Source organism: Hyphobacterium indicum (genome assembly GCF_003129605.1).
Taxonomy (GTDB): Bacteria; Pseudomonadota; Alphaproteobacteria; order Caulobacterales; family Maricaulaceae; genus Hyphobacterium; species Hyphobacterium indicum.
This window is the reverse complement of the sequence record NZ_QBDX01000004.1, coordinates 553,341-575,159: the sequence shown is the minus strand read 5'-3', so window position 1 is coordinate 575,159 and position 21,819 is coordinate 553,341. Positions and strand designations below refer to the sequence as shown.

The 21,819-nt window shown below is 61.6% G+C and carries 27 protein-coding genes; 11 read left to right on the top strand and 16 right to left on the bottom strand.

From position 1 onward, the window contains the following. Positions 1–5: 5 nt before the first annotated feature. Positions 6–626: a class I SAM-dependent methyltransferase gene (locus DBR16_RS10785; protein ID WP_109261258.1), complete on the top strand. Its 621-nt coding sequence runs from the start codon at positions 6–8 to the stop codon at positions 624–626. Here the strand turns inward: DBR16_RS10785 and DBR16_RS10780 are convergent. Then, complete coding sequence (locus tag DBR16_RS10780) at positions 623–952, bottom strand: TraR/DksA family transcriptional regulator (protein ID WP_109261257.1); 330 nt, start codon at positions 950–952, stop codon at positions 623–625. The two genes, DBR16_RS10785 and DBR16_RS10780, sit on opposite strands and share 4 nt — an antisense overlap. Before the next feature lie 33 nt (positions 953–985). Next, positions 986–1,561: a YceI family protein gene (locus DBR16_RS10775; protein ID WP_109261256.1), complete on the bottom strand. Its 576-nt coding sequence runs from the start codon at positions 1,559–1,561 to the stop codon at positions 986–988. Between the two features lie 81 nt (positions 1,562–1,642). On the opposite strand from DBR16_RS10775, the gene DBR16_RS10770 reads away from it, so the two are divergent. From DBR16_RS10770 to DBR16_RS10760, 3 genes are all read left to right on the top strand, one after another. Then, complete coding sequence (locus tag DBR16_RS10770; RefSeq protein WP_109261255.1) at positions 1,643–2,137, top strand: DinB family protein; 495 nt, start codon at positions 1,643–1,645, stop codon at positions 2,135–2,137. A gap of 112 nt (positions 2,138–2,249) precedes the next feature. Further along, positions 2,250–3,182, top strand: a complete 933-nt coding sequence (locus DBR16_RS10765) for an ABC transporter ATP-binding protein (protein ID WP_109261254.1) — start codon at positions 2,250–2,252, stop codon at positions 3,180–3,182. Next, positions 3,182–4,642, top strand: coding sequence for an ABC transporter permease (locus tag DBR16_RS10760; protein WP_109261253.1), 1,461 nt, complete (start codon positions 3,182–3,184; stop codon positions 4,640–4,642). The genes DBR16_RS10765 and DBR16_RS10760 overlap by 1 nt, the downstream gene beginning before the upstream one ends. 64 nt (positions 4,643–4,706) lie before the next feature. Here the strand turns inward: DBR16_RS10760 and rpsU are convergent, their stop codons facing one another. Beyond that, entirely contained in the window at positions 4,707–4,967 is a 261-nt protein-coding gene (gene rpsU, locus DBR16_RS10755) for a 30S ribosomal protein S21 (RefSeq protein ID WP_109261252.1), read from the bottom strand. A 109-nt stretch (positions 4,968–5,076) separates the two neighbouring features. On the opposite strand from rpsU, the gene DBR16_RS10750 reads away from it, so the two are divergent. After that, entirely contained in the window at positions 5,077–5,778 is a 702-nt protein-coding gene (locus tag DBR16_RS10750; protein WP_233347754.1) for a COQ9 family protein, read from the top strand. Here the strand turns inward: DBR16_RS10750 and DBR16_RS10745 are convergent. The 3 genes from DBR16_RS10745 to purE are packed head-to-tail and all read right to left on the bottom strand — an operon-like array spanning position 5,775 to position 8,140. After that, a complete protein-coding gene (locus tag DBR16_RS10745) occupies positions 5,775–6,557 on the bottom strand; it encodes a metallophosphoesterase (protein WP_109261251.1) in 783 nt (260 codons plus the stop codon). The genes DBR16_RS10750 and DBR16_RS10745 overlap by 4 nt on opposite strands. Before the next feature lie 41 nt (positions 6,558–6,598). Next, on the bottom strand, positions 6,599–7,675 hold the full coding sequence (locus DBR16_RS10740; RefSeq protein WP_109261250.1) for a 5-(carboxyamino)imidazole ribonucleotide synthase: 1,077 nt from the start codon (positions 7,673–7,675) through the stop codon (positions 6,599–6,601). A gap of 6 nt (positions 7,676–7,681) precedes the next feature. Beyond that, on the bottom strand, positions 7,682–8,140 hold the full coding sequence (gene purE / locus DBR16_RS10735) for a 5-(carboxyamino)imidazole ribonucleotide mutase (protein WP_233347855.1): 459 nt from the start codon (positions 8,138–8,140) through the stop codon (positions 7,682–7,684). 184 nt (positions 8,141–8,324) lie between these two features. Here purE and DBR16_RS10730 point away from each other — a divergent pair, with 184 nt between their 5' ends. Next, a complete protein-coding gene (locus DBR16_RS10730; RefSeq protein WP_233347753.1) occupies positions 8,325–9,062 on the top strand; it encodes a GGDEF domain-containing protein in 738 nt (245 codons plus the stop codon). A 2-nt stretch (positions 9,063–9,064) separates the two neighbouring features. Here DBR16_RS10730 and DBR16_RS10725 read toward each other — a convergent pair whose 3' ends face one another. From DBR16_RS10725 to DBR16_RS10715, 3 genes are all read right to left on the bottom strand, one after another. Continuing rightward, positions 9,065–9,280: a YdcH family protein gene (locus DBR16_RS10725; protein WP_109261248.1), complete on the bottom strand. Its 216-nt coding sequence runs from the start codon at positions 9,278–9,280 to the stop codon at positions 9,065–9,067. Between the two features lie 62 nt (positions 9,281–9,342). Then, positions 9,343–9,810, bottom strand: coding sequence for a TIGR02444 family protein (locus tag DBR16_RS10720; RefSeq protein ID WP_161539482.1), 468 nt, complete (start codon positions 9,808–9,810; stop codon positions 9,343–9,345). Then, the gene (locus tag DBR16_RS10715) at positions 9,807–10,409 is read right to left on the bottom strand and encodes a UbiX family flavin prenyltransferase (protein WP_109261246.1); all 603 of its coding nucleotides are present in this window, start codon (positions 10,407–10,409) and stop codon (positions 9,807–9,809) included. Before DBR16_RS10715 ends, DBR16_RS10720 begins: the two co-directional genes overlap by 4 nt. 91 nt (positions 10,410–10,500) lie before the next feature. Here DBR16_RS10715 and DBR16_RS10710 point away from each other — a divergent pair, with 91 nt between their 5' ends. The 3 genes from DBR16_RS10710 (at position 10,501) to DBR16_RS10700 (ending at position 12,453) form a co-directional block, all read left to right on the top strand. After that, positions 10,501–10,671 carry a YdcH family protein gene (locus DBR16_RS10710; RefSeq protein ID WP_109261245.1) on the top strand — a complete coding sequence of 57 codons (171 nt, stop codon included), beginning with the start codon at positions 10,501–10,503 and terminating at the stop codon, positions 10,669–10,671. Positions 10,672–10,760: 89 nt separating this feature from the next. Continuing rightward, positions 10,761–11,630, top strand: a complete 870-nt coding sequence (locus tag DBR16_RS10705) for a tetratricopeptide repeat protein (RefSeq protein ID WP_161539481.1) — start codon at positions 10,761–10,763, stop codon at positions 11,628–11,630. Between the two features lie 13 nt (positions 11,631–11,643). Next, complete coding sequence (locus DBR16_RS10700; RefSeq protein WP_109261243.1) at positions 11,644–12,453, top strand: SDR family NAD(P)-dependent oxidoreductase; 810 nt, start codon at positions 11,644–11,646, stop codon at positions 12,451–12,453. Here DBR16_RS10700 and DBR16_RS10695 read toward each other — a convergent pair. Then, the gene (locus DBR16_RS10695; protein WP_109261242.1) at positions 12,429–13,121 is read right to left on the bottom strand and encodes a DUF1013 domain-containing protein; all 693 of its coding nucleotides are present in this window, start codon (positions 13,119–13,121) and stop codon (positions 12,429–12,431) included. The two genes, DBR16_RS10700 and DBR16_RS10695, sit on opposite strands and share 25 nt — an antisense overlap. 153 nt (positions 13,122–13,274) lie before the next feature. Further along, positions 13,275–14,261, bottom strand: a complete 987-nt coding sequence (locus DBR16_RS10690; RefSeq protein WP_109261241.1) for an NAD(P)H-quinone oxidoreductase — start codon at positions 14,259–14,261, stop codon at positions 13,275–13,277. 78 nt (positions 14,262–14,339) lie between these two features. Here DBR16_RS10690 and DBR16_RS10685 point away from each other — a divergent pair, with 78 nt between their 5' ends. Together DBR16_RS10685 and rcdA are read left to right on the top strand one after the other, a co-directional pair. Then, entirely contained in the window at positions 14,340–14,534 is a 195-nt protein-coding gene (locus DBR16_RS10685) for a DUF1192 domain-containing protein (protein WP_109261240.1), read from the top strand. Between the two features lie 55 nt (positions 14,535–14,589). Next, positions 14,590–15,111, top strand: coding sequence for a protease adaptor protein RcdA (gene rcdA / locus DBR16_RS10680; protein WP_109261239.1), 522 nt, complete (start codon positions 14,590–14,592; stop codon positions 15,109–15,111). A gap of 75 nt (positions 15,112–15,186) precedes the next feature. Here the strand turns inward: rcdA and rpmE are convergent, their stop codons facing one another. The 5 genes from rpmE to DBR16_RS10655 form a co-directional block, all read right to left on the bottom strand. Beyond that, positions 15,187–15,405, bottom strand: a complete 219-nt coding sequence (gene rpmE / locus DBR16_RS10675) for a 50S ribosomal protein L31 (RefSeq protein ID WP_109261841.1) — start codon at positions 15,403–15,405, stop codon at positions 15,187–15,189. Between the two features lie 98 nt (positions 15,406–15,503). Beyond that, positions 15,504–16,517: a peptidoglycan -binding protein gene (locus DBR16_RS10670; RefSeq protein WP_109261238.1), complete on the bottom strand. Its 1,014-nt coding sequence runs from the start codon at positions 16,515–16,517 to the stop codon at positions 15,504–15,506. Positions 16,518–16,520: 3 nt separating this feature from the next. Beyond that, on the bottom strand, positions 16,521–17,516 hold the full coding sequence (locus tag DBR16_RS10665; protein WP_109261237.1) for a hypothetical protein: 996 nt from the start codon (positions 17,514–17,516) through the stop codon (positions 16,521–16,523). A gap of 176 nt (positions 17,517–17,692) precedes the next feature. Further along, positions 17,693–19,375 (bottom strand): alkaline phosphatase D family protein, encoded by a 1,683-nt coding sequence (locus DBR16_RS10660; RefSeq protein WP_109261236.1) that lies wholly within the window; start codon positions 19,373–19,375, stop codon positions 17,693–17,695. 10 nt (positions 19,376–19,385) lie between these two features. After that, positions 19,386–21,692: a penicillin acylase family protein gene (locus DBR16_RS10655; RefSeq protein WP_109261235.1), complete on the bottom strand. Its 2,307-nt coding sequence runs from the start codon at positions 21,690–21,692 to the stop codon at positions 19,386–19,388. Between the last annotated feature and the right edge of the window lie 127 nt (positions 21,693–21,819).

The window sequence follows — 21,819 nt, the reverse complement described above, 5'->3', positions numbered from 1 at the left end:
ACCTCATGTCATTCTACAACCGTGTCATTCTGCCCAATCTGATCGGAACGGCGTGCAAACAATCGCCGATCATGAAGCAACGCGCCAAAATCGTACCCGAAGCGGACGGCGTGGTCGTGGAAATCGGCATGGGAGCGGCTCCGAATCTGCCGCTCTATGATTCGAGCAGGGTGAAGGCGGTCATTGGAATCGAGCCAAATGCCGGCCTGCGCAAAAAGGCGGCGCGGTCAATTCAGCAATACTCCCTGCCGGTCGAGCTGGTCGATGCGGTCGCCGAAGACCTGCCTCTTGAAGCGGCGACAGCGGATACGGTGGTTTTGACCTACACGCTGTGTTCCCTGCCGGATGTTGCGGGAGCGATGGCGGAAATCCGAAGGGTCTTGAAACCCGGCGGGCGGCTGCTCTTCTGCGAACATGGTGCGGCCCCCGATGCCGGTGTCCTCAAATGGCAAAGCCGGATCGAGCCGGTCTGGAAAGTCTTTGCCGGCGGGTGCCATCTGGCCCGGCCGATTGACCGCCTGATCACAGAAGGCGGTTTTTCCATCGATAAGCTGGAGGCGGGCTATATGCCCAAAACACCCAGAATCGTGGCGTATGACTATATCGGCGCGGCGAAAGTGGCTTAGGCACAAGCCGAACAGCGCGGCGCGGCCGGGTCGCTGTCCAGGCGTTTGGGCACAATTTCCTCACCACACTCCACGCACCAGCCATATTCGCCTTCATCCATGCGGATGAGCGCGGCGTCTATCTGGCGGATGGCCATGGCGCGGCGCGCATCGGCGGCCCTGGCCATGGCCTGCACCTGCATGGAATCCAGACGCGACAGGCGGCCGACCGATTGCTGATCCAGCACCACCGGCTTGCGGTCATCCTGGCCGCTGCGCGACAGGGCCAGCAATTCCTCTTTCAGGTCCAGCAGGCGCTGGCGGGCGGCGGTCAGATCAATAGCCATGCCGCCCCTCTAGCACTGCTGCCGGGCGCGAGGCTACTCGTCTTCACGCAGGTGGGCGAGCGCCTCGATCCGGATACCGATTTCGGACCCCACCAGCGCGGACGCTGTCGTGTGACCCCAGTCGCTGCGGTCAATCATGCCGGTCAGGGTAAAACCGGCCGCTTGCCGCTGGGTGGCCGGATCGCGGGCAAGCTGGTTCAGCGTCACATCAAAAGTGACTTCCCTGGATTCGCCCCAGAGGGTCAGCATGCCGGTGACTTCGGCCGTGTTCTCGCCGGTCACAGACACGCGGGTTGAGTCAAATGTCAGCTGTGGATTGGCTTCGGCATTGAGCCAGTGCTGACCGGCGACATGCTGGTCCCGGGTGGGATGACCCAGGAAAACGGAGGCTGTTTCGACCTGAGCCGTCACGCTGGAGTTTTCCGGGTTTTCGGCATCGAGCAAAACCGTTCCGCCCGCATCCATGAAGCTGCCGAAAATGGTCGTGAACCCGAAGCGGTCCACCGAAAAGACGACCTGGGTGTGGGAGGGATCCAGCTCATACGCATCCTGCGCCAGAACCGGCGTTGCGGCGATGATCAGAGCGGTTCCGATAATTATCGATTTCATGCGGCTTCCCCTTTTTTCTACGCAATTTCTGAAACACTGTGAGCGGGGAAACAAATGACAAACCGGAAGGGTCGAGCACAAATGCGTGATCACTTTCTGCGCCTTGCGGCCTATAATGCCTGGGCCAATGATCGCTTATACGATGCCGCTGCAGCGTTGCCGGAAGACCGGCTGACCGAAAACAATGGCGCATTCTTCGGCAGCCTGTTCGGCACGCTCAGCCATATCCTGATCGCCGACCGGATCTGGATGCACCGTCTGACCGGTGAGGGCCCCACCCACACAAATCTGCGGGACAGGCCTTTTGAAACACTGGGCGAATTGTGGATGGCGCGGGAAGCCATGGACCGGCGGATCGAGGGATATGTGTCTGAATTGCCGCAAGACGCCTATGACGGCGAGGCGCATTACACCAATACGCGCGGTGATCCGCATCATCTGCCGCGGACGGTGATCCTGACGCATGTCTTCAATCACCAGACCCACCACCGCGGCCAGGCGCATCACATGCTCTCGGCATTCGGGCTGGAGCCGCCGCCACTCGATCTGCTCTATTTCGTTCTGCCGGCGGCTTAGGGTCAGGACCCTGGGGCCTGACACCGGGAGAGACAGGCCCGCCGCAGGTCCCGCTTTCATTGAAAGCGCGCACGGTTATGGTGCGGCGCAAATCGCGCAGACAGGGACAGTTATGACCGAGACAATTTTATCGCTGGAAGGCGTCAGCAAGCGCTATTCCGGCCAGACGGCTGTTTCCGGTTTCGATCTTGCGGTCAATCGCGGTCAGATTACCGGATTTCTCGGCCCCAACGGTGCCGGAAAGACCACCTCTCTCCGTATCGCGCTGGGCATCATAAAGCCGGATGACGGCAAGGTCCGGCTCTTCGGTCAGCCGCCGAAGGCTGCCGTATTGCAACGCGTCGGCTTTCTTCCGGAAGAACGCGGCATCTACAAGAAAATGAAGGCCGAGGACGTCATCATTTTCTTTGGCCGGATGAAGGGCATGAGCATGCCTGCCGCACGCAAGGCCGCGCGGGAGGGTCTTGACCGCTTCGGGCTGGGCGACGAGGCGAAAAAGAAGATCAAGGAAATGTCCAAGGGGATGGCGCAGAAGGTGCAAATCATCGCCACGCTGGCCCACGATCCCGAATTCATCATCCTGGACGAACCGTTTTCCGGGCTCGACCCGGTCAATCAGAAAATGCTCGAAGAGATGATCCGCGACGAGGCGAAACGCGGCAAGACCATCCTGTTCTCGACCCATGTCATGGAACATGCCGAACGTCTGTGTGACCAGATCGTCCTGATCTCGAAGGGCCGGAAGGTGTTTGACGGGGATGTGCCGCAGGCGCTGTCGCAGGTGCCGCGCCGTGTCATCATCGAAACGGCCTCGGATCATGACCTCAAACCGATTGTCGGCGCGCTGGGCGCTGTCGAGGCGCAACCGGCACCCGAGGGCCTGAAAGGCTGGACGATCGAGCTGGCGGCCGGCTCAGACGCCCAGGACGTGCTGAAAGCCTGTGTTGAAGGCGGGGTGCGTCTGGCGCGTTTCGAGCCGATGCGGGCCCATCTCCATGATGTCTTTGTCGAACTCGTCGAGACGTCCAACCGGGAGACCGTATAATGCGTGCTATCTATCTCATGGCCCGCCGCGAATACCTGTCCTATGTCGCGACCTGGGGTTTCTGGCTGTCACTGCTGGCGATGCCCTTCATCATGGCGGTCTTTATCGGAATCTCCATCCTGGCCGAGAATGCCCAGCCGACCCGTTATTATGTTGTGCTCGATGAAACCGGTACCGGCTTTGAAGCGCTGATCGACGAAGAGCTGAATGACGGAGCCAAGGAAGAAGCCATCGCAGCCTTGCGCGGTGTCGCCGAGGCGGCGGGACGCGCAGATGCCATTCCGGCGATCGAGGCGGCGATCAATGCCGAGCCGGGTCTGGAAGGCTTTCCGGAAGCGGTGAATGCGCTTGGCGTGCCGGTCGATATCTCGGCCGCGCAATTTCGCAGCAATTATGTGCGGGTGGACCCGCCGGCCGAAACGATTGACGGGCTGCGGCCCTATTTGCTCGGCGAACAGACGCTCAGCATCGACGGGGAACAACACCCGCTGTTTGCGGCCGTGCGGTTCCTGCCCGGTGGCGAGTACGGCATTACGGCGGAATACTGGAGTACCAACCGGACCAGTGGCGGCTTGCGGACCAGTGCCCGCGATGCGCTCCGCAATCATGTGCGCAGCAATGCCCTGGCCGATGCCGGCATTTCCGAAGCGGTCCTGGGGCGGATCTATGCGATGTCGCCGGGGATCACCGAGAATTCCCCCGAGCGCGGCCGGGAATCGTCCGAGGTCAATCTCGCGGACCGGCTGCCTTTTATTGTCGGCATCGCCTTTTCCATCGGCCTGTGGATGATGATTTTCTCGGTCACCAACATGCTGCTGACGGCGATGATCGAGGAGAAGGGCAACAAGATCCTCGAAACCCTTCTGGCGACGGCCCGCTATCATGAAATCCTGATCGGCAAGCTGCTGGGGCTGGCTGCGGTCTCCGCGACCTTCATGCTCGTCTGGGGCGGAATCGGCTCGGGCGGACTGGCCGGGCTGCAGGCTTTTGCCGTGGCCGCGGACCTGCCAGCCGCCGATATCCTGTCGGCGGTGTTTGATCCCGGCCTGCTGATTCCGGCCATCGGCTATTTTGCGGTCGGCTATCTGATGTACGGGACGGTCTATCTGGCCATAGGCTCGCTCTGCGACACGCTGCAGGAGGCACAGTCACTGATGAGCCCGATGATTCTGGTCATGATGGTGCCGTTCGTGATCATCATGGCGACCATCGAGAATCCGGATTCGCTTTTCCTGCAATATGCCTCATGGGTGCCGATCTGGACGCCTTTCCTGATGATGGCGCGGTTGCAGACGGATCCCGCCCTGATCGAGATGATTGCGACCTCGATCGGCATGCTGGTGACGGCGGCGGCCATCATCTCGCTCGCCAGCTATGTCTTCCGGCAGGGCTCGATGGGGCGCGCGAACGCCTCTTCCATCAAGCGTCTGCTGAAATTCGGAAAATCGGGAAATGCATAAGAAAACGCCGCGCTGGGATAAGCGCGGCGTTTGATCTTAAACCTGTATCGGCTTGAACCTGCGGCTATGGCCGGCGCGGCTTCGGTCCTGCAATCAGACCTTCGCGCTGGGCGCGCTTGCGGGCCAGCTTGCGGGCACGGCGGATGGCCTCTGCCTTCTGGCGCGCGCGCTTCTCCGAGGGCTTCTCGAAGTGATTGCGACGCTTCATTTCGCGGAAAGTGCCTTCCCGCTGCATCTTCTTTTTCAGCGCGCGGAGCGCTTGCTCCACATTATTCTCGCGCACAATAATCTGAACGATGGTCCGCTCTCCTGGGTTCGTGTCAATCTGTTGCGCAGCCGCACCAGATTCGTACGACCGCAGGTCTCTTGCCGAGAGGCGCGGCTATTAGCAGAGCTGGCGCACCCTGTCCACACCCATAAACGCCTGTGACGACATGCACATCGACGTGGCGGCGCGGGTGTTCTACATAAGCGGCATGAAGCAGAATTCACACCCTTCCGATCCCGACCGGCTGTTGCAGGCTGCCTTGCGCCATGCGGCGTTTGACGGATGGACGGACGAGATGGTCCGGCAGGCCGGGACTGACGCCGGATTGAGCTCCGGGGCCATCCTGCTGGCGGCGCCGCGCGGGGCGCTCGATCTCATTGCGCACTGGTCCCGACAGATGGACCAGCAAATGCGGGAGACAATGGCGGCCGCGGACCTCAAATCCATGAAAATCCGGCAGCGGGTGACATTCGCGGTGCAGGCGCGGCTGGACGCGATCGGTCCGCATGAGGAAGCGGCGCGCCGGGCACGGGCGCGGCTGATGCTGCATGATGCCGCAAGCCTGGGGGCGGAACTGATCTGGGCGACATCGGATGACATCTGGCGCGCGCTGAACGATCCGTCGACCGATTTCAACTGGTATTCCAAGCGCGCCATATTGTCGGCCGTCTACACGTCCAGCCTGGCGGTCTGGCTGAATGACGAGACGCCGGACAAGATGAAAGCCAAAGCCTTCCTCGACCGGCGAATCGAGAATGTCATGGAGTTCGAGAAAGCCAAGGCCAGCTGGCGCAAGCTGACCGCGGATCTGCCGGATCCGGCGCAGATCCTGTCAGGATTGCGATATGGCGGCCGCCGCCGCGCCTAGGGAAAGCGCGGATGCGGGAACCAGTCCCGCTTGGCCCTGATCTGGACGATTTCCTGTTCCGGCCAGCGCAGGGCGGTCAGCTTGTGGCCGTAGACGCAGCCCGTATCGAGGCACCAGACATTATTCTTCCGGCGGACTTTCTTTTCCGCGACATGACCATGCACCACGGTGGCTTCGCCGCGATAATTGCGGGCCCAGTCGCGCCGGATCGGAAAGCCAAGATCATCGGTCTGTCCGGTTGTTTCCCCGAACATGGCGAAGGTGCGGGAGGCCCGGTTTTCAATGCCGTGATATTTTTCCGGCAGACCGGCATGGGCAATGAGCAGCCGCCCGTGATCGAGAATCAGATGGCTGGGCAGGGCCTCGAGATAGTGGCGGACATCCTCCAGGAATTTCGGTTTCTCCGCATCGGCCTCGTCGATCGTGGTCTGCAGGCTTTTTGTGATCCGCACCTCGCGGCCCTTGAGCCAGCGCAGGAATTTATCGTCATGATTGCCGATGACACAGCTTACCGTGCCGTCTTTTTCGCCCTGCATGGCAAAGCGGAGCACATCCATGGAGGCCGGGCCGCGGTCCACCAGGTCACCGACCAGAACCACCTTGCGGTTCTGTTCATGGGTGATGCGGGTGGTCCGGCGGCCTTTCGGACCGCGGGACTGGAGGTGATATCCCAGTTTTTCGAGCAGTTTCTCGAGTTCACGCGCGCAGCCATGGATGTCCCCGATGATGTCAAAGGGGCCAGTTTCCTGTCGCCAGATATCGGGGCGCTGAACCGTCATGTGTTTCCCATACCGGCAGGAATGCAGAGCGCAAGGGTGTATCAGTCCGAAATCGGGGAAAGCCGGTTGATATGGCCCATTTTCCGCCCGGGCCGCGCATCGCGCTTGCCATAGAGATGCAGGCAGGCCGTTTCATCTGCGGCGAGATCCCTCCAGGGCGCGGCATCCTCGCCAATGAGATTGGTCATCTCGCACGCCGAATGGGGTTGCGTGCCGCCCAGAGGCCAGCCGGCGACGGCGCGGATGTGCTGTTCAAACTGGCTGCACATGCAGGCATCCATGGTCCAGTGACCGGTATTGTGCACCCGGGGAGCAATTTCATTGACGACCAGCTCGCCATCCATGTCGAACAGTTCGACCGCGAAGACGCCTATATGATCAAGGCCGGTTCCAATGGCATGGGCAATGGAGATGGCGCGGGCCTCGGTTTCCGGCCGGACAGCGGCCGGGGCTGTGGATGTTCTGAGGATGCCGCCTGAATGGGTATTTTCGGCCAAGGGATAGACGGCCATCTGTCCATCCGCCGCCCGGGCGGCGACGACTGACAGCTCCCGCTTGAAGGGGGCAAAGGCTTCCAGAATGGCAGGTTGCTCCCCGATTGAAGCCCAGGCGCCGGAAAGATCCGTCCCGTCGCGGATGACGGCTTGCCCCTTGCCGTCATAGCCAAAGCGGCGGGTCTTGAGAATGGACGGGCGGCCGAGACGGGCCACGGCCGCTTCCAGGTCGGCCACAGAATTGACCTCCGCAAAATCGACCGTATTGCAGCCGGCGTCGCGGATGAAGCGCTTCTCGATGAGCCGGTCCTGCGTGAATTCCAGGGATTTGCGGCCCGGCCTTACGGGCGCGGCGCTTTCGGCCGCCGCCAGCGCGGAGGCCGGAATATTCTCGAATTCAAAGGTCAGGACATCGCAGCGGGCGGCAAAGGTCTGCACCGCGCCGTCATCCTCCCAGGGCGCCGCCCAGCTGCGCGCGGCAACCCGTGCGGCGGGGCCATTGGCCTGGGTATCAAAGACATGAATGTCGAAACCGAGGCGGGCACCGGCGAGGGCCAGCATCCGGCCCAGCTGGCCGCCGCCGAGAATGCCGATGACAGAGCCGGGCGCGAGCGCTTCAGTCATGCCGGGTCAGTCTTCCACCGTGTCTGGAACCGAATCGGACTGGGCTTTCCGCCACTGTTGCAGCCGGGCGGCGAGCGCATCGTCCGACAGGGCGATGATGGATGCGGCCAGCAATCCGGCATTCTTTGCGCCGGGCTTGCCGATGGCGAGCGTGCCGACCGGAACGCCTCCCGGCATCTGGACGATGGAAAGCAGGCTGTCCATGCCGTCCAGGGCCTTGGATTCCACCGGCACGCCGAGGACGGGCAGCGGGGTCATTGCGGCCACCATGCCCGGAAGGTGGGCTGCGCCCCCCGCGCCGGCAATAATGACCTGAACGCCCTTGTCCTTCGCGGTTCTGGCGAATTCCGCCATGCGGTCCGGCGTGCGATGGGCGGAGACAACACGGGTCGAATAATCGGCTTCCAGCGTATCAAGAATGTCGGCAGCCGCCTTCATGGTCGGCCAGTCGGACCGGGATCCCATGATGATGGCGATGCGGGGCGCTGTGGCGCTCACGGTAAGCCTCCTCGGCCTTCAGGAAGCGCGGGAACATACGCAGATGCCGGGCGGCGTCAAGGAAAAGGGCAAAACCGGTCATTAACCTTGACGCTTTCTTAACTGCCCTTCGCCAAGTTTTGCACAGGATCAGATAATCCGGGCTGTCGACATGCGAATTCGTCCTTTTGATGCGCTGAACAAGATGAAGCCGGCGGGAGATGCCTCAAAAGCGTCCGCGAGCGGCAGTACAGGTTCGGCGTCTTCCGCCTCTGCACCGCGCGATGCTGCGCAGATCATGGGTGTGCCGGAAAACGAGCTGACGCCGAATGTACAGCGCGCGCTGCTCGGCCTGATGGGCGAGGTGGACCAGCTCCGCAAGGATACGGAGCGCTTGCGCAACCGGGTGCGGGAACTGGAATCGCTGGCGGATCATGACGTGCTGCTGCCTGTGCTCAACCGCCGGGCTTTTGTGCGCGAAGTCTCCCGCGCCCTGGCCCTGGCCGAGCGCCACGAAGCGCCTTCGGCTCTGGTCTATTTTGACCTGAACGGTTTCAAGGACATCAATGACAGTTTCGGCCATGCGGCCGGTGACGCTGCCCTGCATCATGTGGCGGCAACCCTGACCGCCAATCTGCGTGAAACCGATTCTGTCGGACGGCTGGGCGGTGACGAGTTTGGCGTCGTTCTGACGCTCACCACCGTCAGCCAGGCCGAACACAAGGCGCGTGGCCTGGCGGACGAAATCGAGAGCAACCCGTTCATTCATGATGGCCGTGAGCTCTATATCAATGCCGCCTGGGGCGTTCACCCGCTGCAGCCCGGCCTCAATGTCGATGCCGCGATGGCCCAGGCCGATGCCGCCATGTATGCGCGCAAGCAGGAATTGAAGTCCGCCGCGACCGGCTAGATCTAAGCGATAATGTCGGGTGTGAGGCGGTCTTCGAGCTCGGCGATCCGGTCCTTGAGCTGAAGCTTTTCCTTCTTCAGGCGTGCCAGTTTCAGCTGGTCGGTGACGCCGGTTTCCTGCAGCGCCAGAACTTCGGAATCCAGCGACCGGTGCCGGAATTTCAGCTCGTCAATCTTCGCCCTTATGGTGGATTGCTCGAGGAATTCTTCTTCGCTCATCGCTGTTTTTATTTCTTTATTGTTGCTCTGGATTCGCCCGCCACGCGCAGCGAAAGCGTGTCTTACACTTTTTTGACGGTAGAGAAAACGGCTTTCAATAGCGGGGTAAAATCGGGCTGAACGCCCCGTGTCCGGGCATATCCGTCCAGCGCCCGCGCCGCCGTTTCTTCCTTATTCCATGGACTTGCCGGAAGATCCGCCGCGAGTTCGAACAATATGTCCTGCTCGACCTGTTCGGCATCGAGCTCACAGGCCAGAACCGATCTGTATAGCGCCCCGGCCCGCGGCTGGTCCTTCAGCTTGCGGCGGATGTCGCGGATGGCGGCGGTGATTTCGCCGTTCCAGGGTTTCAGCGCGTTGATGGCCTGTGCAATGGCCGGTCCGGCCGTGCGGCCTTCCTCGGCCAGCCAGCAGCACCACAGGCAGATATTGATGTTCAGCCCGTGCTGATCCTGCAGGTGGAGGCAGGCAGAGGCCACAGCCGGCCGGTCATAGCACTCGAGCGACCAGTCCCAGAAGGCATGGCTCATCGCGCGGCAGACGGGCGCTTGCCGCCTTCCAGATCCTCGCCCCATCTCCGTGTCGGCGTCCAGTCGAGGCCGAACATGTCCAGCGCCCGGCCCACGGACTGGTTGACCAGATCGTCAATTGTCGCGGGATTGGTGTAGAAAGCCGGCAGGGGCGGATGAATGACGGCCCCCATCTCGGTCAGCGCGGTCATCGTGCGCAAATGGCCCAGATGAAACGGCGTTTCGCGGACCATAAGGACCAGCCGGCGGCGCTCCTTCAATGTCACATCGGCGGCCCGGGCGATCAGGCCGGACGTCACGCCGGTGGCGATTTCCGACATGGACCGGACCGAGCAGGGGGCGACCAGCATGCCCCTATTGCGGAAAGATCCGGAGGCGATGGATGCGCCGATATCGGAGGGCTTGTAGACGTAATCGGCCAGCGCCCTGAGCGAAGCTGGCGTATAGTCGGTTTCATAACCCATTGTCATCTCGGCAGCTTTCGACGCGATCAGGTGTGTTTCAACATCCAGCTCGCGCAGCGCCTGCAGAGCGCGAATGCCGTAGATCACGCCTGAAGCCCCGGAAATTCCGACGATTATCCGTCCGCGTTCAGACATTTTTTGCTCCGATACGAATTGTGAAGTGACACATAGGCCAGACGGTGTTTCAATTCATTATTCCGTCGTATTTAACGCAAGGAGGCGACTTATGACGATTGAAGCGCACATCCGTGAACTGGACGCTCGTCACAATCAACTGGACACCAAGATCGAACACGAAAGCAAGCGCCCCGGCTCCGACACGCTTCAGATTGCCTCACTCAAGCGGGAAAAGCTCAGACTTAAGGAACAGATAGAGCTCTTGCGACGAAGTCACTAACGTCTATTTGATCAAATTCACGGTAGGGCGGCCTTGCGAAAGGCCGCCCTAATTGCATGATCAAACCGGAATGTATTTGGAGCCGACGCATGTTTCGAGCTTTTCTTGTCTTTGCTCTTGCCGCCACCGCACCGGCATGCGCCCAGAAAACCTCAAATGAGGCCGCCGCGAATGATCCTTGCCAGGCGGGCGAGGATTCACTGACCGCTGGCGATGCCGCTGAAGCGATTGTCCAGTTCGAGGCCTGTCTCGAGACCGCCGCTCTGGAACCCGGTGAAGATGCCATCATTCATACCCGTCTCGGCGGGGCCTATCTGTATGAACAGCGGTTTGAGGAGGCGCTTCAGGCGTTCAACATCGCCTATGCCATCGCTGAAACACAGGGCGTGGAATTCGACAATTCCTATGTCCGGCGCAATCGGGGCATTGCGCGTCTGGCGACAGAAGATATTGACGGAGCGTTGAGCGATCTTGAAGCGGCCGTTGCCGATCTGCCGGACGATATCATGACCCATCTCAATCTTGGCCGCGCCTATTCAGCCTCGGGCCGCGAAGCCGAGGCGGTGGTCGCGTTTGAAACCGTCACACGACTGGAACCGGAATGGCCGGGTGGATGGATCAATCTGTCGGCCTCTTTTCTGGAGCTCGGAATGAGAGCCCAGGCGATTGACCATGCGCGCCGTGCCGTCGAGCTCGAGCCGGAGAGCGGCTTCACGCTGAATGCGCTGTGCTGGTCCCTGATCGTCGATGAACAGTTTGCCACGGCCCTGCCCCTGTGCGATCAGGCCGTCGAGGCCGAGCCTGACAATGGCGCTATTGTCCACTCGCGGGCGGCGGCGCTCGAGGGCGTCGGACGGATGGATGAAGCGCGCGAGCTGTATGCAAGGGCCTATGAGCTGGCGCCTGATTCAGAGACGATAGAGTCCGATTACCGGCGCACCCGCGCCGGCGACGAATAGAACGGATCCGGAAATGGCCCAGTCAGACCGCGTTGTTATCGTTACCGGCGGAGCCAACGGAATTGGCCGTGCCTGCGCGCGGCGTTTCGCCGAAGACGGTCTGAAAGTCGTCATCGCCGACCGCGACCGGGATGCGGGCAAGGCGCTGGCGGATGAGCTGGGTGCGGACAAGGACCGCGCGCTGTTTGTGGACTGCGATGTTTCGGACAAATTGTCGGTTGCCAATCTGATGGCGGAAACACGCTCCGCTTTCGGCCGTCTGGATGTGCTGGTCAATAATGCCGGAATCATCGCCAAGGGCGATGTGCTGACGCTGGAAACGGACGATTTCGACAAGGTGATGTCGGTCAATCTGCGCGGGGCCTTTCTGGTGGCCCGTGCGGCGGCCAGGCAGATGGCCGAACAGATCGAGCAGGATGATGAACGTCCGGATGATTGCCGGAAACGCTATGCCATTATCAACATGTCTTCGGTCAATGCGGTCGTCGCAATCCCGGATCAGCTGGCCTATTGCGCCACCAAGGGGGCGATCAACCAGATGACGAAATCCATGGCGCTGGCACTTGCTGCGCGCGGTGTGCGCGTGAATGCGGTCGGCCCGGGCAGTATCAATACCGATGTTCTGAAAGCGGTCATGGATGACCGCAAAGCGATGACCAAAATCCTGTCGCGCACGCCGGTCGGGAAAATAGGCGACCCCGACGAGATCGCCGGGGTCGTCGCATTCCTCGCATCGAAGGATGCCAGCTACATCACCGGCGAATGCATTTACGCCGATGGTGGCCGCCTGGCCCTCAACTATTTGTCGTCATCATCCGACTGAGACTTCTTGCCGCCGCCGAACAGGGTTTCGAGATTGACCTCGTCCATGCTGGTGGCGGTTTCATGCTCTTCGGGTTCAGCATCAGCCGGTCCGGCAATCGGATCCTGACCGGACGCCTTCCGCTCTTCTTCCAGCTTTTCGCGGCGTGAAGATGCCTTGCGGACCTGTTCGTCCAGATCGATCTGGGTTGTCAGGCCCAGCGTGACCGGATCGGTCGGTTTGATATTGGACGAATTCCAGTGTGTGCGCTCGCGAACGGCTTCAATCGTGGTCTTCGTCGTGCCGATCAGTTTGGAAATCTGGGCATCCGTCAGCTCCGGGTGATTGCGCACCAGCCAAGCAATGGCATCCGGGCGCGACTGACGGCGCGACAGCGGCGTATAGCGCGGGCCGCGTTTCTTGCGCGGCTGATGCAGATCATCATAGCGGTGTTTCACCGCCGTCATCCGGTAATCCGCATCGGCTTCGGCCTTGGCGATTTCCTCGCGGGTCAGCTGGCCGTTGGAGACGGGGTCGGAGCCACGCACACCCACGGCGACATCGCCATCGGCAATGCCTTTGACTTCCAGGCGGTGCAGGCCACAGAAATCGGCAATCTGCTCGAAGGTCAGCGCGGTATTGTCGACGAGCCAGACAGCCGTGGCTTTCGGCATCAGAATTTCGGTCATTTCTTCGTCTCCAGACGCAATGTGTTCCAGCCATAGAAAAACCCGGCACGGATGCCGGGTTGGATGGCTTTCCGACGCTGGCTCAAGTCTAAGGCGATCCAGCGATTTGCGCGTCTTATAGCGCGCGACGAGGACGCTGAAAAGGGATCAGCTTCAGGGCGTCAGCAGGATTTTGCCGTAATGCCCGCCGGACTCCATCAACCGGTGTGCCTCGGCCGCATCCGAGAGCGGGAAGGTGCGGAAGATTTCAGGACTGATTTGACCCCTGGAAATCCAGGGCCAGACGTTGCTCTCTATGGCGCTGGCGAGCGCGGCCTTCTCCGCATCCGGGCGGGCGCGCAAGGTGGAGCCCGTCAGGGTGAGCTGTTTCAGCATCAGACGCATGAAATCGGCTTCAATGCGCGAGCCCTGCAGGAATGCGATCTGGATGATGCGCCCCCGGAATGCCGCGCAATCGATATTCTTCTGCAGGTACGGACCGCCAACCATATCCAGGATGACATCGGCCCCGCCGGCGTCGCGGAGGATTGCTGCAAAGTCTTCCTCGCGATAATTGATGGCCCTTTCCGCGCCCAGCCGCTCGCAGATCGCGCATTTGTCCGCCGAGCTGGCTGTCGCAAAGACGCGTGCCCCCGCCGCCCTGCCCATCTGGATGGCGGTCGTGCCGATGCCGCCCGCCCCGCCATGCACGAGCAGTATCTCGCCGGCTTTCAACTGCCCGGCCTCGAACACATTGGCCCAGACGGTGAACACGGTTTCCGGCAAGCCGGCGGCCGCGGCCAGATCCATTCCGTCCGGTGCGGGCAGGGTGCTGCCGACCTTGGCGATCACATAATCGGAATAGCCGCCTCCGGTGACCAGCGCACAGACCGGATCTCCGGGCTTGAAACGGTCAACGGACGATCCGGCTGCCTCGACAATGCCGGCGGCTTCCAGCCCCAGGCCGTCCGGCGCTCCGGGCGGGGGCGGGTAAAATCCCATCCGTTCGAACGTGTCCGGCCTGTTCACACCGCATGCGGCGGTCCGGATCAGGATCTCGTCCGGTAACAGCTCCGGCAGCGGGCGTGCGACAATCTCGATCGCTTCGGGCCCGCCGGGGTGTGGGACGATGGCAATCCGGTGTGTTGTCGGGACGGGCATGATCCGGCTTTCATTCAGAGGGGCGACAAGCTCAATGGTGAGCGCTAGTGTGGCAGACCGCAAGAGAGGGAGGCTGACATGTTTGACGAAGATGCACCCCTGAAAAAGAGGTCGAACGTCATTGTTCCGGGCGAGGACCTTTCGGAGTTTTCGATTGCAGACCTTCAGGAAAGGCGGGCCGCTATCGAAGGCGAAATCATCCGCATTGACGAGATGATTGCGTCCAAGCAATCCGGACGCGCGGCCGCCGAGTCGATCTTCCGGCAGGGTTGATGAATATGGCCCGCCAATTGCAGACTCTCCGGCATGTGGATCGAATCAGGCAGGTATGAGTGACGTGGTAAGTGATACCGGTTTTCAGTCGGGCAATCCGGCAGAGCGCGTGGCGGAATTTGCCGGCAGCGAACATTTTGCGCGCCTGTTCCGCGATGGCATGGACATGGTGGAAGAGACCGCATCCTATCTCGACGGTCCGGGGCGGGAGGATGCCAAGGCGCTCGGGCGCGCCGGAGCCCTGGCCTATGCCGCCGAAAGCATGAAGCTGACCACCCGTCTGATGCAGGCGGCCTCATGGCTGCTCGCGCAGCGGCAGGTGGCCGAGGGCGATCTGCCGGCGGATCAGCTGGTGACCGGCCAGTACCGCTTGCCGGATGATGATGATGTCGAGGATTTGTGGCCCGCCGATGGCGATCCCGTTCCCGGCGTGCTGGCCGACCTCGCAGCCCGGTCGCGTCAGCTTTATGCGCGCCTCAAGCGGATTGACGATTCCCTGTTCCTGGAGACCGGGGCGCCCAATGGCAGCAGCCCGGTTGAAGACCAGTTGAACCGTCTGAAAAACGCTTTCAGCTAGACGCCGTTTGCGGACATGAAAAAGGCGCGGGACCGGGGTTCCACGCCTTTTCGATTCCGATATCCTTGAAAAGGATCAGGCGAAACCCTTGAACTTGTCCTTGAAGCGCGACACGCGGCCACCGCGGTCCATCAGCTTCTGGTCGCCACCGGTCCAGGCCGGGTGCGTGGTCGGGTCGATATCCAGGTTCAGCGTGTCGCCTTCCTTGCCCCAGGTCGAACGGGTCTGGAAGGTCGTGCCGTTGGTCATGGTCACATTGATCATGTGATAATCGGGATGAATGTCTTTTTGCATCATGGTGCTCCGGCACGTCAGGCTGTCTTGCGGATCACTCCGCCAAATGAGCGGCGGCTTATAGCGGAGGGTGTCTCAAAGGGCAAGCGGGTTTGCCGCTAGCGGCTGGTCAGTTTCAGTTCAATGCGGCGGTTGCGGGCATAGGCGGCTTCGGATGTGCCTTCGGCAATCGGCTGGTGCTCGCCAAAGCCTGCGGCGACGAGGTGTTCCGGCGGCACGCCCAGATCCTCGAACCAGTTGACGACGGAGATCGCCCGGGCGGCCGAGAGGTGCCAGTTGGAGGGATAGGTGGTGCGGATCGGCCGCGGGTCGGTATGGCCGTCGATCCGGATAATCCATTCGATATCATCCGGGATTTCATCGGTGAGCTGGATGATCGCATCGGCGATCGGGCGCAGGCTTTCGCGGCCATCATTCGACAGCGCCGCAGACCCGGAGGCGAAAAGGACATCGGTCTCGAAGACAAAGCGGTCTCCCACAATGCTGACACCGGACCGGTTGCCGAGGATTTCCTGCAGCCGCCCGAAGAAGTCCGAGCGGTAGCGGGCCAGTTCCGCCGCACGGCTGGCCAGTGCGGCATTCAGGCGTTCGCCGAGATTGAAGATCTGGCTTTCCAGATCGGCTTCGCGGGCTTCGGCAGCTTCCAGGAGGCCGTTCAGCTCGGACAGCTGGTCGCGCAAGGCCTGCATCTGGAGGTTCAGCGCGGTGAGCTGATCCATCTGGCTGGCGGTAATCTCTTCCTCGAGGATCAGCCGGGACTGGACATCCTCGATCTGACCGAGGACGACAACCAGCTGATCGGACAATTCATCGCGCTCGGCCCGGACATCGGAGAGCGTGGCGCGAAGGGTTGTCATTTCCTGCTCCAGGCGCGTGTTTTCACCTTCCGCCAGGGCCAGCTCGTCGGTCAGGGATGCCAGCTGCTCGTTCAGCGAGGCGAGTTGTTCGTCGCGGCCGGTGAGGGCGCGGCTGAGAGCAAACTGGCCAGCCACAAAAATCGACAACAGGAAAACGATGACCAACAGCAGCGTGGCCAGAGCGTCAACGAATCCTGGCCAGTAATCGCCGGAATCATTCTCCGTGAACCGGGAAAGGCGCGGCGCGAAACTCATCTTCTAGCCGCCCCGTGACCGGTTCTGGGCTTCGATCGCGCGGACCAGAACGCGAATCTCGTCGCGCAAGGCCCGGGCCGCTTCCTGCTGGCCGGAGGCATTCTCCTCGGCGACCCGGCGCAATGTCGCATCCAGATCGCGCGTGTGTTTTTCCAGCGTATGCGACAGCCGGTCGAGAGTCTCGGCGGTCTGTTCCAGCAAGGCGCCGACATAGGCAGGTGACATCTCGCCATCCGTCGTCGTCGCGGGGCCGGCTGCGGCCACGCGCGAGATGGATGACAGCCATTCCTCGATCTCGTTGAAGAAGCGGTTATGGGCGCGGCTGGCCTGCAAATCGAGAAAGCCGATGATCAGGGACCCGGCGAGGCCGAAAAGCGAGGAGGCGAAGGCTGTGCCCATGCCTTGTATCGGGTTTTCAATCGCCGCCATCAGGCGCAGAACGTCGGCCTCTCCCCCTGTGGACGAGGCGGTGACAGCGCGGACGGCTTCGCCCACTTCGGAGACAACCGCCAGCAGACCCCAGAACGTGCCCAGCAGGCCGAGAAAGATCAGCAGCCGTCCGAAATAGCGTGTGAATGCGCCGGATTCGGCCATGCGCGCCCCGACGGAGTCGAGAACCGTGCGCACCGAGTTCGTCGAAATGCGCGCGCGCGCGCCGGCATCGCCCATCATGGAGGCCATGGGCGCGATCATGCTGGGCGGGTTGGGAAGGGTGCCGGGATCATCCGATGTCCGGAATCGCACCAGCCAGCGCGCCGCGGGGGCGATCGCGAGCGCCTGCAGATAAGTGTAAAGGATACCGATCAGCAGGACAGCGATGATCAGGCCATTAATGGCCATATTGGCCATGAAGGCGTCTTCGAGGGGGCCGATCAGCAGGACGGCGATGACACCGACCGCTGCCAGAAAAACGGTCATCCAGAAGAGATACCGTCCCGGCCCGGTAAACTTCACCGAGTGGACAGGCTCACTGTCTGTTGCTTCAAAACGTGAGGGCATGCCCGAAATCCTTCCCGTCCGCCTGACATGAAAAAGCGTGATGCCTGCCTATCATGACCATTTGAGGGCGGCCAGTTACAGCTTTTAAAACACAGGTAAAGCGGAATCGGAATCTCATTCCGAATCCGGAAAACTGAATCGATTCAGATGGTTGAATTGATTCCGGATTTGACCCCTTAGATGACGCCGAGTTCCAGGCCGCCAGGTCCGCGTGTCACGCGCCAGCGGCTGTCAGAGCCGGGCGTGTATCCGCGGCGCCGGATGGTGGAAACGGTGACGAAGTCGGCCTCGACGGCTTCCGGCGTCACGGTGACCCGGATGAAGCCCTTGGCGCGATCATTGTGGCGGATCACGTCGGGATTCTTCTCTTCTATGAGCCGGGAGAAGGACACGCCCGGCGCCGGGACCCGCTCGAAGGGCGAAGGCGAGGTGATCGAACTGGTTCCGAATTCAAAGCCGATCTGACGGCCCGCATCATCAGTCAGCCGGTTGGTCCAGAAATTGTGGCTGTCACCGGCGAAGGCGATCATGTCGCCGCCACTGGCCCGCACCGCGTTGTACAGACGCTCGCGCTCGGCGACATAGCCGTCCCACGCATCCAGATTGAAGGGAATGTCGAATTGCGACCGGGTGATATAGCCCCAGGCCAGATCATCGGTCTGTGCGACAATGAATTTCAGCCAGCCGGGCAGGGCCTCGATCATGTTGGGGGTTTCAACCCGGCCCATGATCACCTGGCCGCCGAGCAAGCGCCAGGGCTTGCTTGCGGCGGCTTCGAAGGCATCGGCAATCTGTGCAATCTGGGCCGCGCCCAGCATTTCGCGGTCGTCCCGTCCGATTTCATTGGCGCGCCATTCGGCGATGGCCTGCTGATTGGCGGGATCATCAGGGTCGGCATCATCTGCGATCGGGAAGGTGGAAAAATCCATCGGCTCATCCCGCGCCACAAGGCGGGATTCCGTCATCACCAGGGTGGCGAGATCGCCAATCTCGGCAATACGCGCGGTTCCGATCTGATCTGCCGGCTCCCGCGTCGGGTTCCAGTCATGATAGGCGCGCATAGCGCTGTAAACGCGCGCATCATAGGCCCCTTCGCCTTCATTGTGATTTTCCGCGCCCTGCGTCCAGGAATCATTGGCGACTTCGTGATCATCCCACATCATCAGCCAGGGGGCCGCCGCATGAGCGGCCTGCAGGTCCGGATCGGTCTTGTAGAGCGCATGGCGGCGGGCATAGTCGCCATAATCCACCAGCTCGTGCAGCGGATCGACCACCCGGCCCATGTTTTCAGCCTCGTCCGAGGCATAGCCGTCCGCGCTGTATTCATAGATATAGTCGCCCAGATGCAGCACCAGATCGAGGTCGGGCGTATTGGCGAGTTCGCGATAGGCATTGAAATAGCCCGCCGGGTAGTTCGAGCAGGAGCATACGGCCATATTGAAACGCTCGACCGCGCCCGCCGGAAGGGTTTTGGTGCGGCCAACAGGTGAGGAAATGCCATTGAACAGCATACGATAGAAATAGACGGTGCCGGGTTCCAGCCCGGTCGCAATCGTCTTGAAGGTCGAGATGGCGTTGCTGGTCACATAGGTGCGCTCTTCGCGCTCCTCGAAAATGATCGTTTCGAAACTCTCGTCTGCCGCCAGCTGGAAGACATATTCGCCACCGGCATCATCGGTGATCGCCGTCCAGAGCACCACGCTGGTCTGGTCCGGCTCTCCCGATGCCACACCATGACGGAAGGGACCGGTCTGGGCTTCGGGTTCCGGCCGCCGCGGGCCGGACGAACAGGCCGCCGCCGCAAAGGCCAGACCTGTGGCGCCAAAAAGTGCGCCCCGGCGGGTTATCCGGATCGGCATGACACGTCTCCTAGTTTGCGGGTGTCAGGGTGAGAGTGCGCGCGCCCTCCGGTGCGTTCTCCGGTGTCCAGTCCGTGCGCATTTCAAACGTCTCGCCGGCGGCCCACAAGGGCGCCAGATCGCGATAGTGGTCCGACCAGGGGTGGCCGGACTGTCCGGGCGCATGCATGAAGCGCGAAGCGTCCAGATCGGAAAGGTCGTAGATCGCGCGCAGGGACGGGCCGTGGAACACGTCGAACGATCCGGCGCGAACCGAATAGACCGCGACATTCACCGTCGAGCTGTCGCCGCCCACCGGCTGGCGCACGGTGAACCAGTCTTCGAGCAGCGGAAGGCCGGAGCCGGTAAAGACCGGGTGATCGAAGACGGCCTGGTGGGCCTGGCCCCAGGTCCAGTTGGCAATGTCCGGGCCGTAGGTTTCAATGCCCCGCGCCATGGCGGCATCCAGCGCCGCGCCCAGTATCTCCGGGCAGGTTTCAACCGGGTCCGTCGTGACATTGTCGCACCAATGCCCGTCATCGCCGATGAGGACATTTTCGGTGAAGACCCGGCGCGTGGAGAGGTGGCGCAGGAAATCATCCCCGAGTTCGTCGGCATAAATGCCTTCCTGTATATCGCGATACCAGAGCGAATAGATCAGCGGTTCCGCCAGAAGGGCATCCATATCGCCATTCCAGCCCTGGATGCGCTGCAGAGCCTGCTGACCCTGAACGGTTTGCGGTGAAGCGGCGGTCAAGGCCGGCAGGATGCGCTGGATCTGGGCCGAGACCTGGTCCATCTGGATATCGTGGAAAGTGTCAGGCGTGTGGGCATCGGTCTCGTCAAGGCGTTCCTCGATGCGCATGGCCCGGTAGGCCGCATAGCTGCCCGGCGTATCGTATCCATAATTGTCCGGAACAATGCGGTTATTGCCGGAGGCGATCCGGCCGGAGACGGGGTTTTCAACGCGCGGCAGGTCCTCATAGGGGACATAGCCGGTCCAGTTCCCGTCCTCATCGCGGATGGGCAGCAGGCCGGGCGTCGTATAACCGATTGTTCCGTCGACATGAGCGTAATGCATGTTCTGCATGGGCGCCGTGAAGCCCTCACCGGCTGCGACGAATTCGTCAAAGGATTGCGACAGCATCAGATTGTATGACACGCTCGCGACCTGGTTGGAGCGATCCAACGCGGTCGAGACCAGCACCACATCCTGGTTCCCGAAGACATCAAGAATGAAATATTCCGGGTCGAGGACGGGGCCGTTTTCCGCATCGCGCATCGTGATGGCAATATCGGCACCGCCGCGGACCTCGATCACCTCGACGCGCTCGGTCGTGGACAGACTTCCCGGCGCGTGTGGCACCATGTCGATGACATCGAAGCCGGTATTGGTGAAACCCCAGGCCGAGACCTGGTTGCGGCCCAGCACAACCAGCGGAGATCCGGCAATGGTCGCGCCGACAACGGCGCCTTGCGGCAGGTTGAGGCGGGCGAAATACCAGATGGCCGGTGCGCCGAGCGCCAGATGCGGGTCATTGGCCAGGAGGGGCTCGCCGGTGGCGGTATGCTCGCCGGACAGGACCCAGGCGTTGGAGCCATCATCAAAGTCGGGCTGGGCTTCGGTCGTGGGCTCAACCGGTGCTGGCGCGGGCGCAAAATCCTCGGCCTGCAGCATGTTGGGGGCCCAGTCGGGATATGCCGGCAGGAATTCGGACAGCTGAACCGGATCAAGAATTTCAGCCAGTTCGCGGCGGGCGACTTCCTCGCCTTCTCCGGCGGCCAGACTGTCCGCCATGTAGACCACAACGGCCATGGAATCGTGCAATTCCCAAGGTTCCGGCGTGGCTTGCAGGATCAGGTATTCCGGCGGGTAATGGCCTTCGGCGAGGCGGGCATTGACGCCGGCCACATAGGCCTCAGCCGCGCCGCGGAATTCCGGCGAGAGATTTTCAGCGGCGGCATTGGCCACCAGATGATAGCCACGATTGCGGCTACGGGCGTCTGCGGTGACGGTGGCCGGATTGAGATGGCCGAGCAGGGCCGAAAGCTCGCCATGCACATAGCGGCGCATCATGTCCATCTGGAAGAAGCGATCCTGCGCGTGGGCATAGCCGATGGCGAAGTAGATATCCTCGCCGGTCCCGCCGAAAATATGCGGGACGCCGTATTCATCGCGGACAATCTGCACTTCACCGGAAATCCCGGCGACCTCGACCGTGCCTTCGGTGCGCGGCAGGGAGGAGGAAAAGCGCCAATAGCCGTAACCGAGGCCCACAGCCACAACCAGAATGCCAAGGCCGAGAATGGCCGCAATACCGCGAATAACCCAACGCATGAAACGTCCCCCAATGATGTCCCCCCGTTTCGTGAACGGCGTTCACAGGAAATCTAGCAGGGTTTGCGCGGATGGGGAGTCGCTAATGCCCGACGGAAGGAGCTGGAGTTATCATTTTTTGCGAATA

Coding starts and splice junctions, on each gene's coding strand:
- DBR16_RS10785 (WP_109261258.1), top strand. CDS start 6: ATGTCATTCTACAACCGTGTCATTCTGCCCAATCTGATCGGAACGGCG.
- DBR16_RS10780 (WP_109261257.1), bottom strand. CDS start 952: ATGGCTATTGATCTGACCGCCGCCCGCCAGCGCCTGCTGGACCTGAAA.
- DBR16_RS10775 (WP_109261256.1), bottom strand. CDS start 1,561: ATGAAATCGATAATTATCGGAACCGCTCTGATCATCGCCGCAACGCCG.
- DBR16_RS10770 (WP_109261255.1), top strand. CDS start 1,643: ATGCGTGATCACTTTCTGCGCCTTGCGGCCTATAATGCCTGGGCCAAT.
- DBR16_RS10765 (WP_109261254.1), top strand. CDS start 2,250: ATGACCGAGACAATTTTATCGCTGGAAGGCGTCAGCAAGCGCTATTCC.
- DBR16_RS10760 (WP_109261253.1), top strand. CDS start 3,182: ATGCGTGCTATCTATCTCATGGCCCGCCGCGAATACCTGTCCTATGTC.
- DBR16_RS10750 (WP_233347754.1), top strand. CDS start 5,077: ATGCACATCGACGTGGCGGCGCGGGTGTTCTACATAAGCGGCATGAAG.
- DBR16_RS10745 (WP_109261251.1), bottom strand. CDS start 6,557: ATGACGGTTCAGCGCCCCGATATCTGGCGACAGGAAACTGGCCCCTTT.
- DBR16_RS10740 (WP_109261250.1), bottom strand. CDS start 7,675: ATGACTGAAGCGCTCGCGCCCGGCTCTGTCATCGGCATTCTCGGCGGC.
- purE (WP_233347855.1), bottom strand. CDS start 8,140: ATGGGATCCCGGTCCGACTGGCCGACCATGAAGGCGGCTGCCGACATT.
- DBR16_RS10730 (WP_233347753.1), top strand. CDS start 8,325: ATGCGAATTCGTCCTTTTGATGCGCTGAACAAGATGAAGCCGGCGGGA.
- DBR16_RS10725 (WP_109261248.1), bottom strand. CDS start 9,280: ATGAGCGAAGAAGAATTCCTCGAGCAATCCACCATAAGGGCGAAGATT.
- DBR16_RS10720 (WP_161539482.1), bottom strand. CDS start 9,810: ATGAGCCATGCCTTCTGGGACTGGTCGCTCGAGTGCTATGACCGGCCG.
- DBR16_RS10715 (WP_109261246.1), bottom strand. CDS start 10,409: ATGTCTGAACGCGGACGGATAATCGTCGGAATTTCCGGGGCTTCAGGC.
- DBR16_RS10710 (WP_109261245.1), top strand. CDS start 10,501: ATGACGATTGAAGCGCACATCCGTGAACTGGACGCTCGTCACAATCAA.
- DBR16_RS10705 (WP_161539481.1), top strand. CDS start 10,761: ATGTTTCGAGCTTTTCTTGTCTTTGCTCTTGCCGCCACCGCACCGGCA.
- DBR16_RS10700 (WP_109261243.1), top strand. CDS start 11,644: ATGGCCCAGTCAGACCGCGTTGTTATCGTTACCGGCGGAGCCAACGGA.
- DBR16_RS10695 (WP_109261242.1), bottom strand. CDS start 13,121: ATGACCGAAATTCTGATGCCGAAAGCCACGGCTGTCTGGCTCGTCGAC.
- DBR16_RS10690 (WP_109261241.1), bottom strand. CDS start 14,261: ATGCCCGTCCCGACAACACACCGGATTGCCATCGTCCCACACCCCGGC.
- DBR16_RS10685 (WP_109261240.1), top strand. CDS start 14,340: ATGTTTGACGAAGATGCACCCCTGAAAAAGAGGTCGAACGTCATTGTT.
- rcdA (WP_109261239.1), top strand. CDS start 14,590: ATGAGTGACGTGGTAAGTGATACCGGTTTTCAGTCGGGCAATCCGGCA.
- rpmE (WP_109261841.1), bottom strand. CDS start 15,405: ATGCAAAAAGACATTCATCCCGATTATCACATGATCAATGTGACCATG.
- DBR16_RS10670 (WP_109261238.1), bottom strand. CDS start 16,517: ATGAGTTTCGCGCCGCGCCTTTCCCGGTTCACGGAGAATGATTCCGGC.
- DBR16_RS10665 (WP_109261237.1), bottom strand. CDS start 17,516: ATGCCCTCACGTTTTGAAGCAACAGACAGTGAGCCTGTCCACTCGGTG.
- DBR16_RS10660 (WP_109261236.1), bottom strand. CDS start 19,375: ATGCCGATCCGGATAACCCGCCGGGGCGCACTTTTTGGCGCCACAGGT.
- DBR16_RS10655 (WP_109261235.1), bottom strand. CDS start 21,692: ATGCGTTGGGTTATTCGCGGTATTGCGGCCATTCTCGGCCTTGGCATT.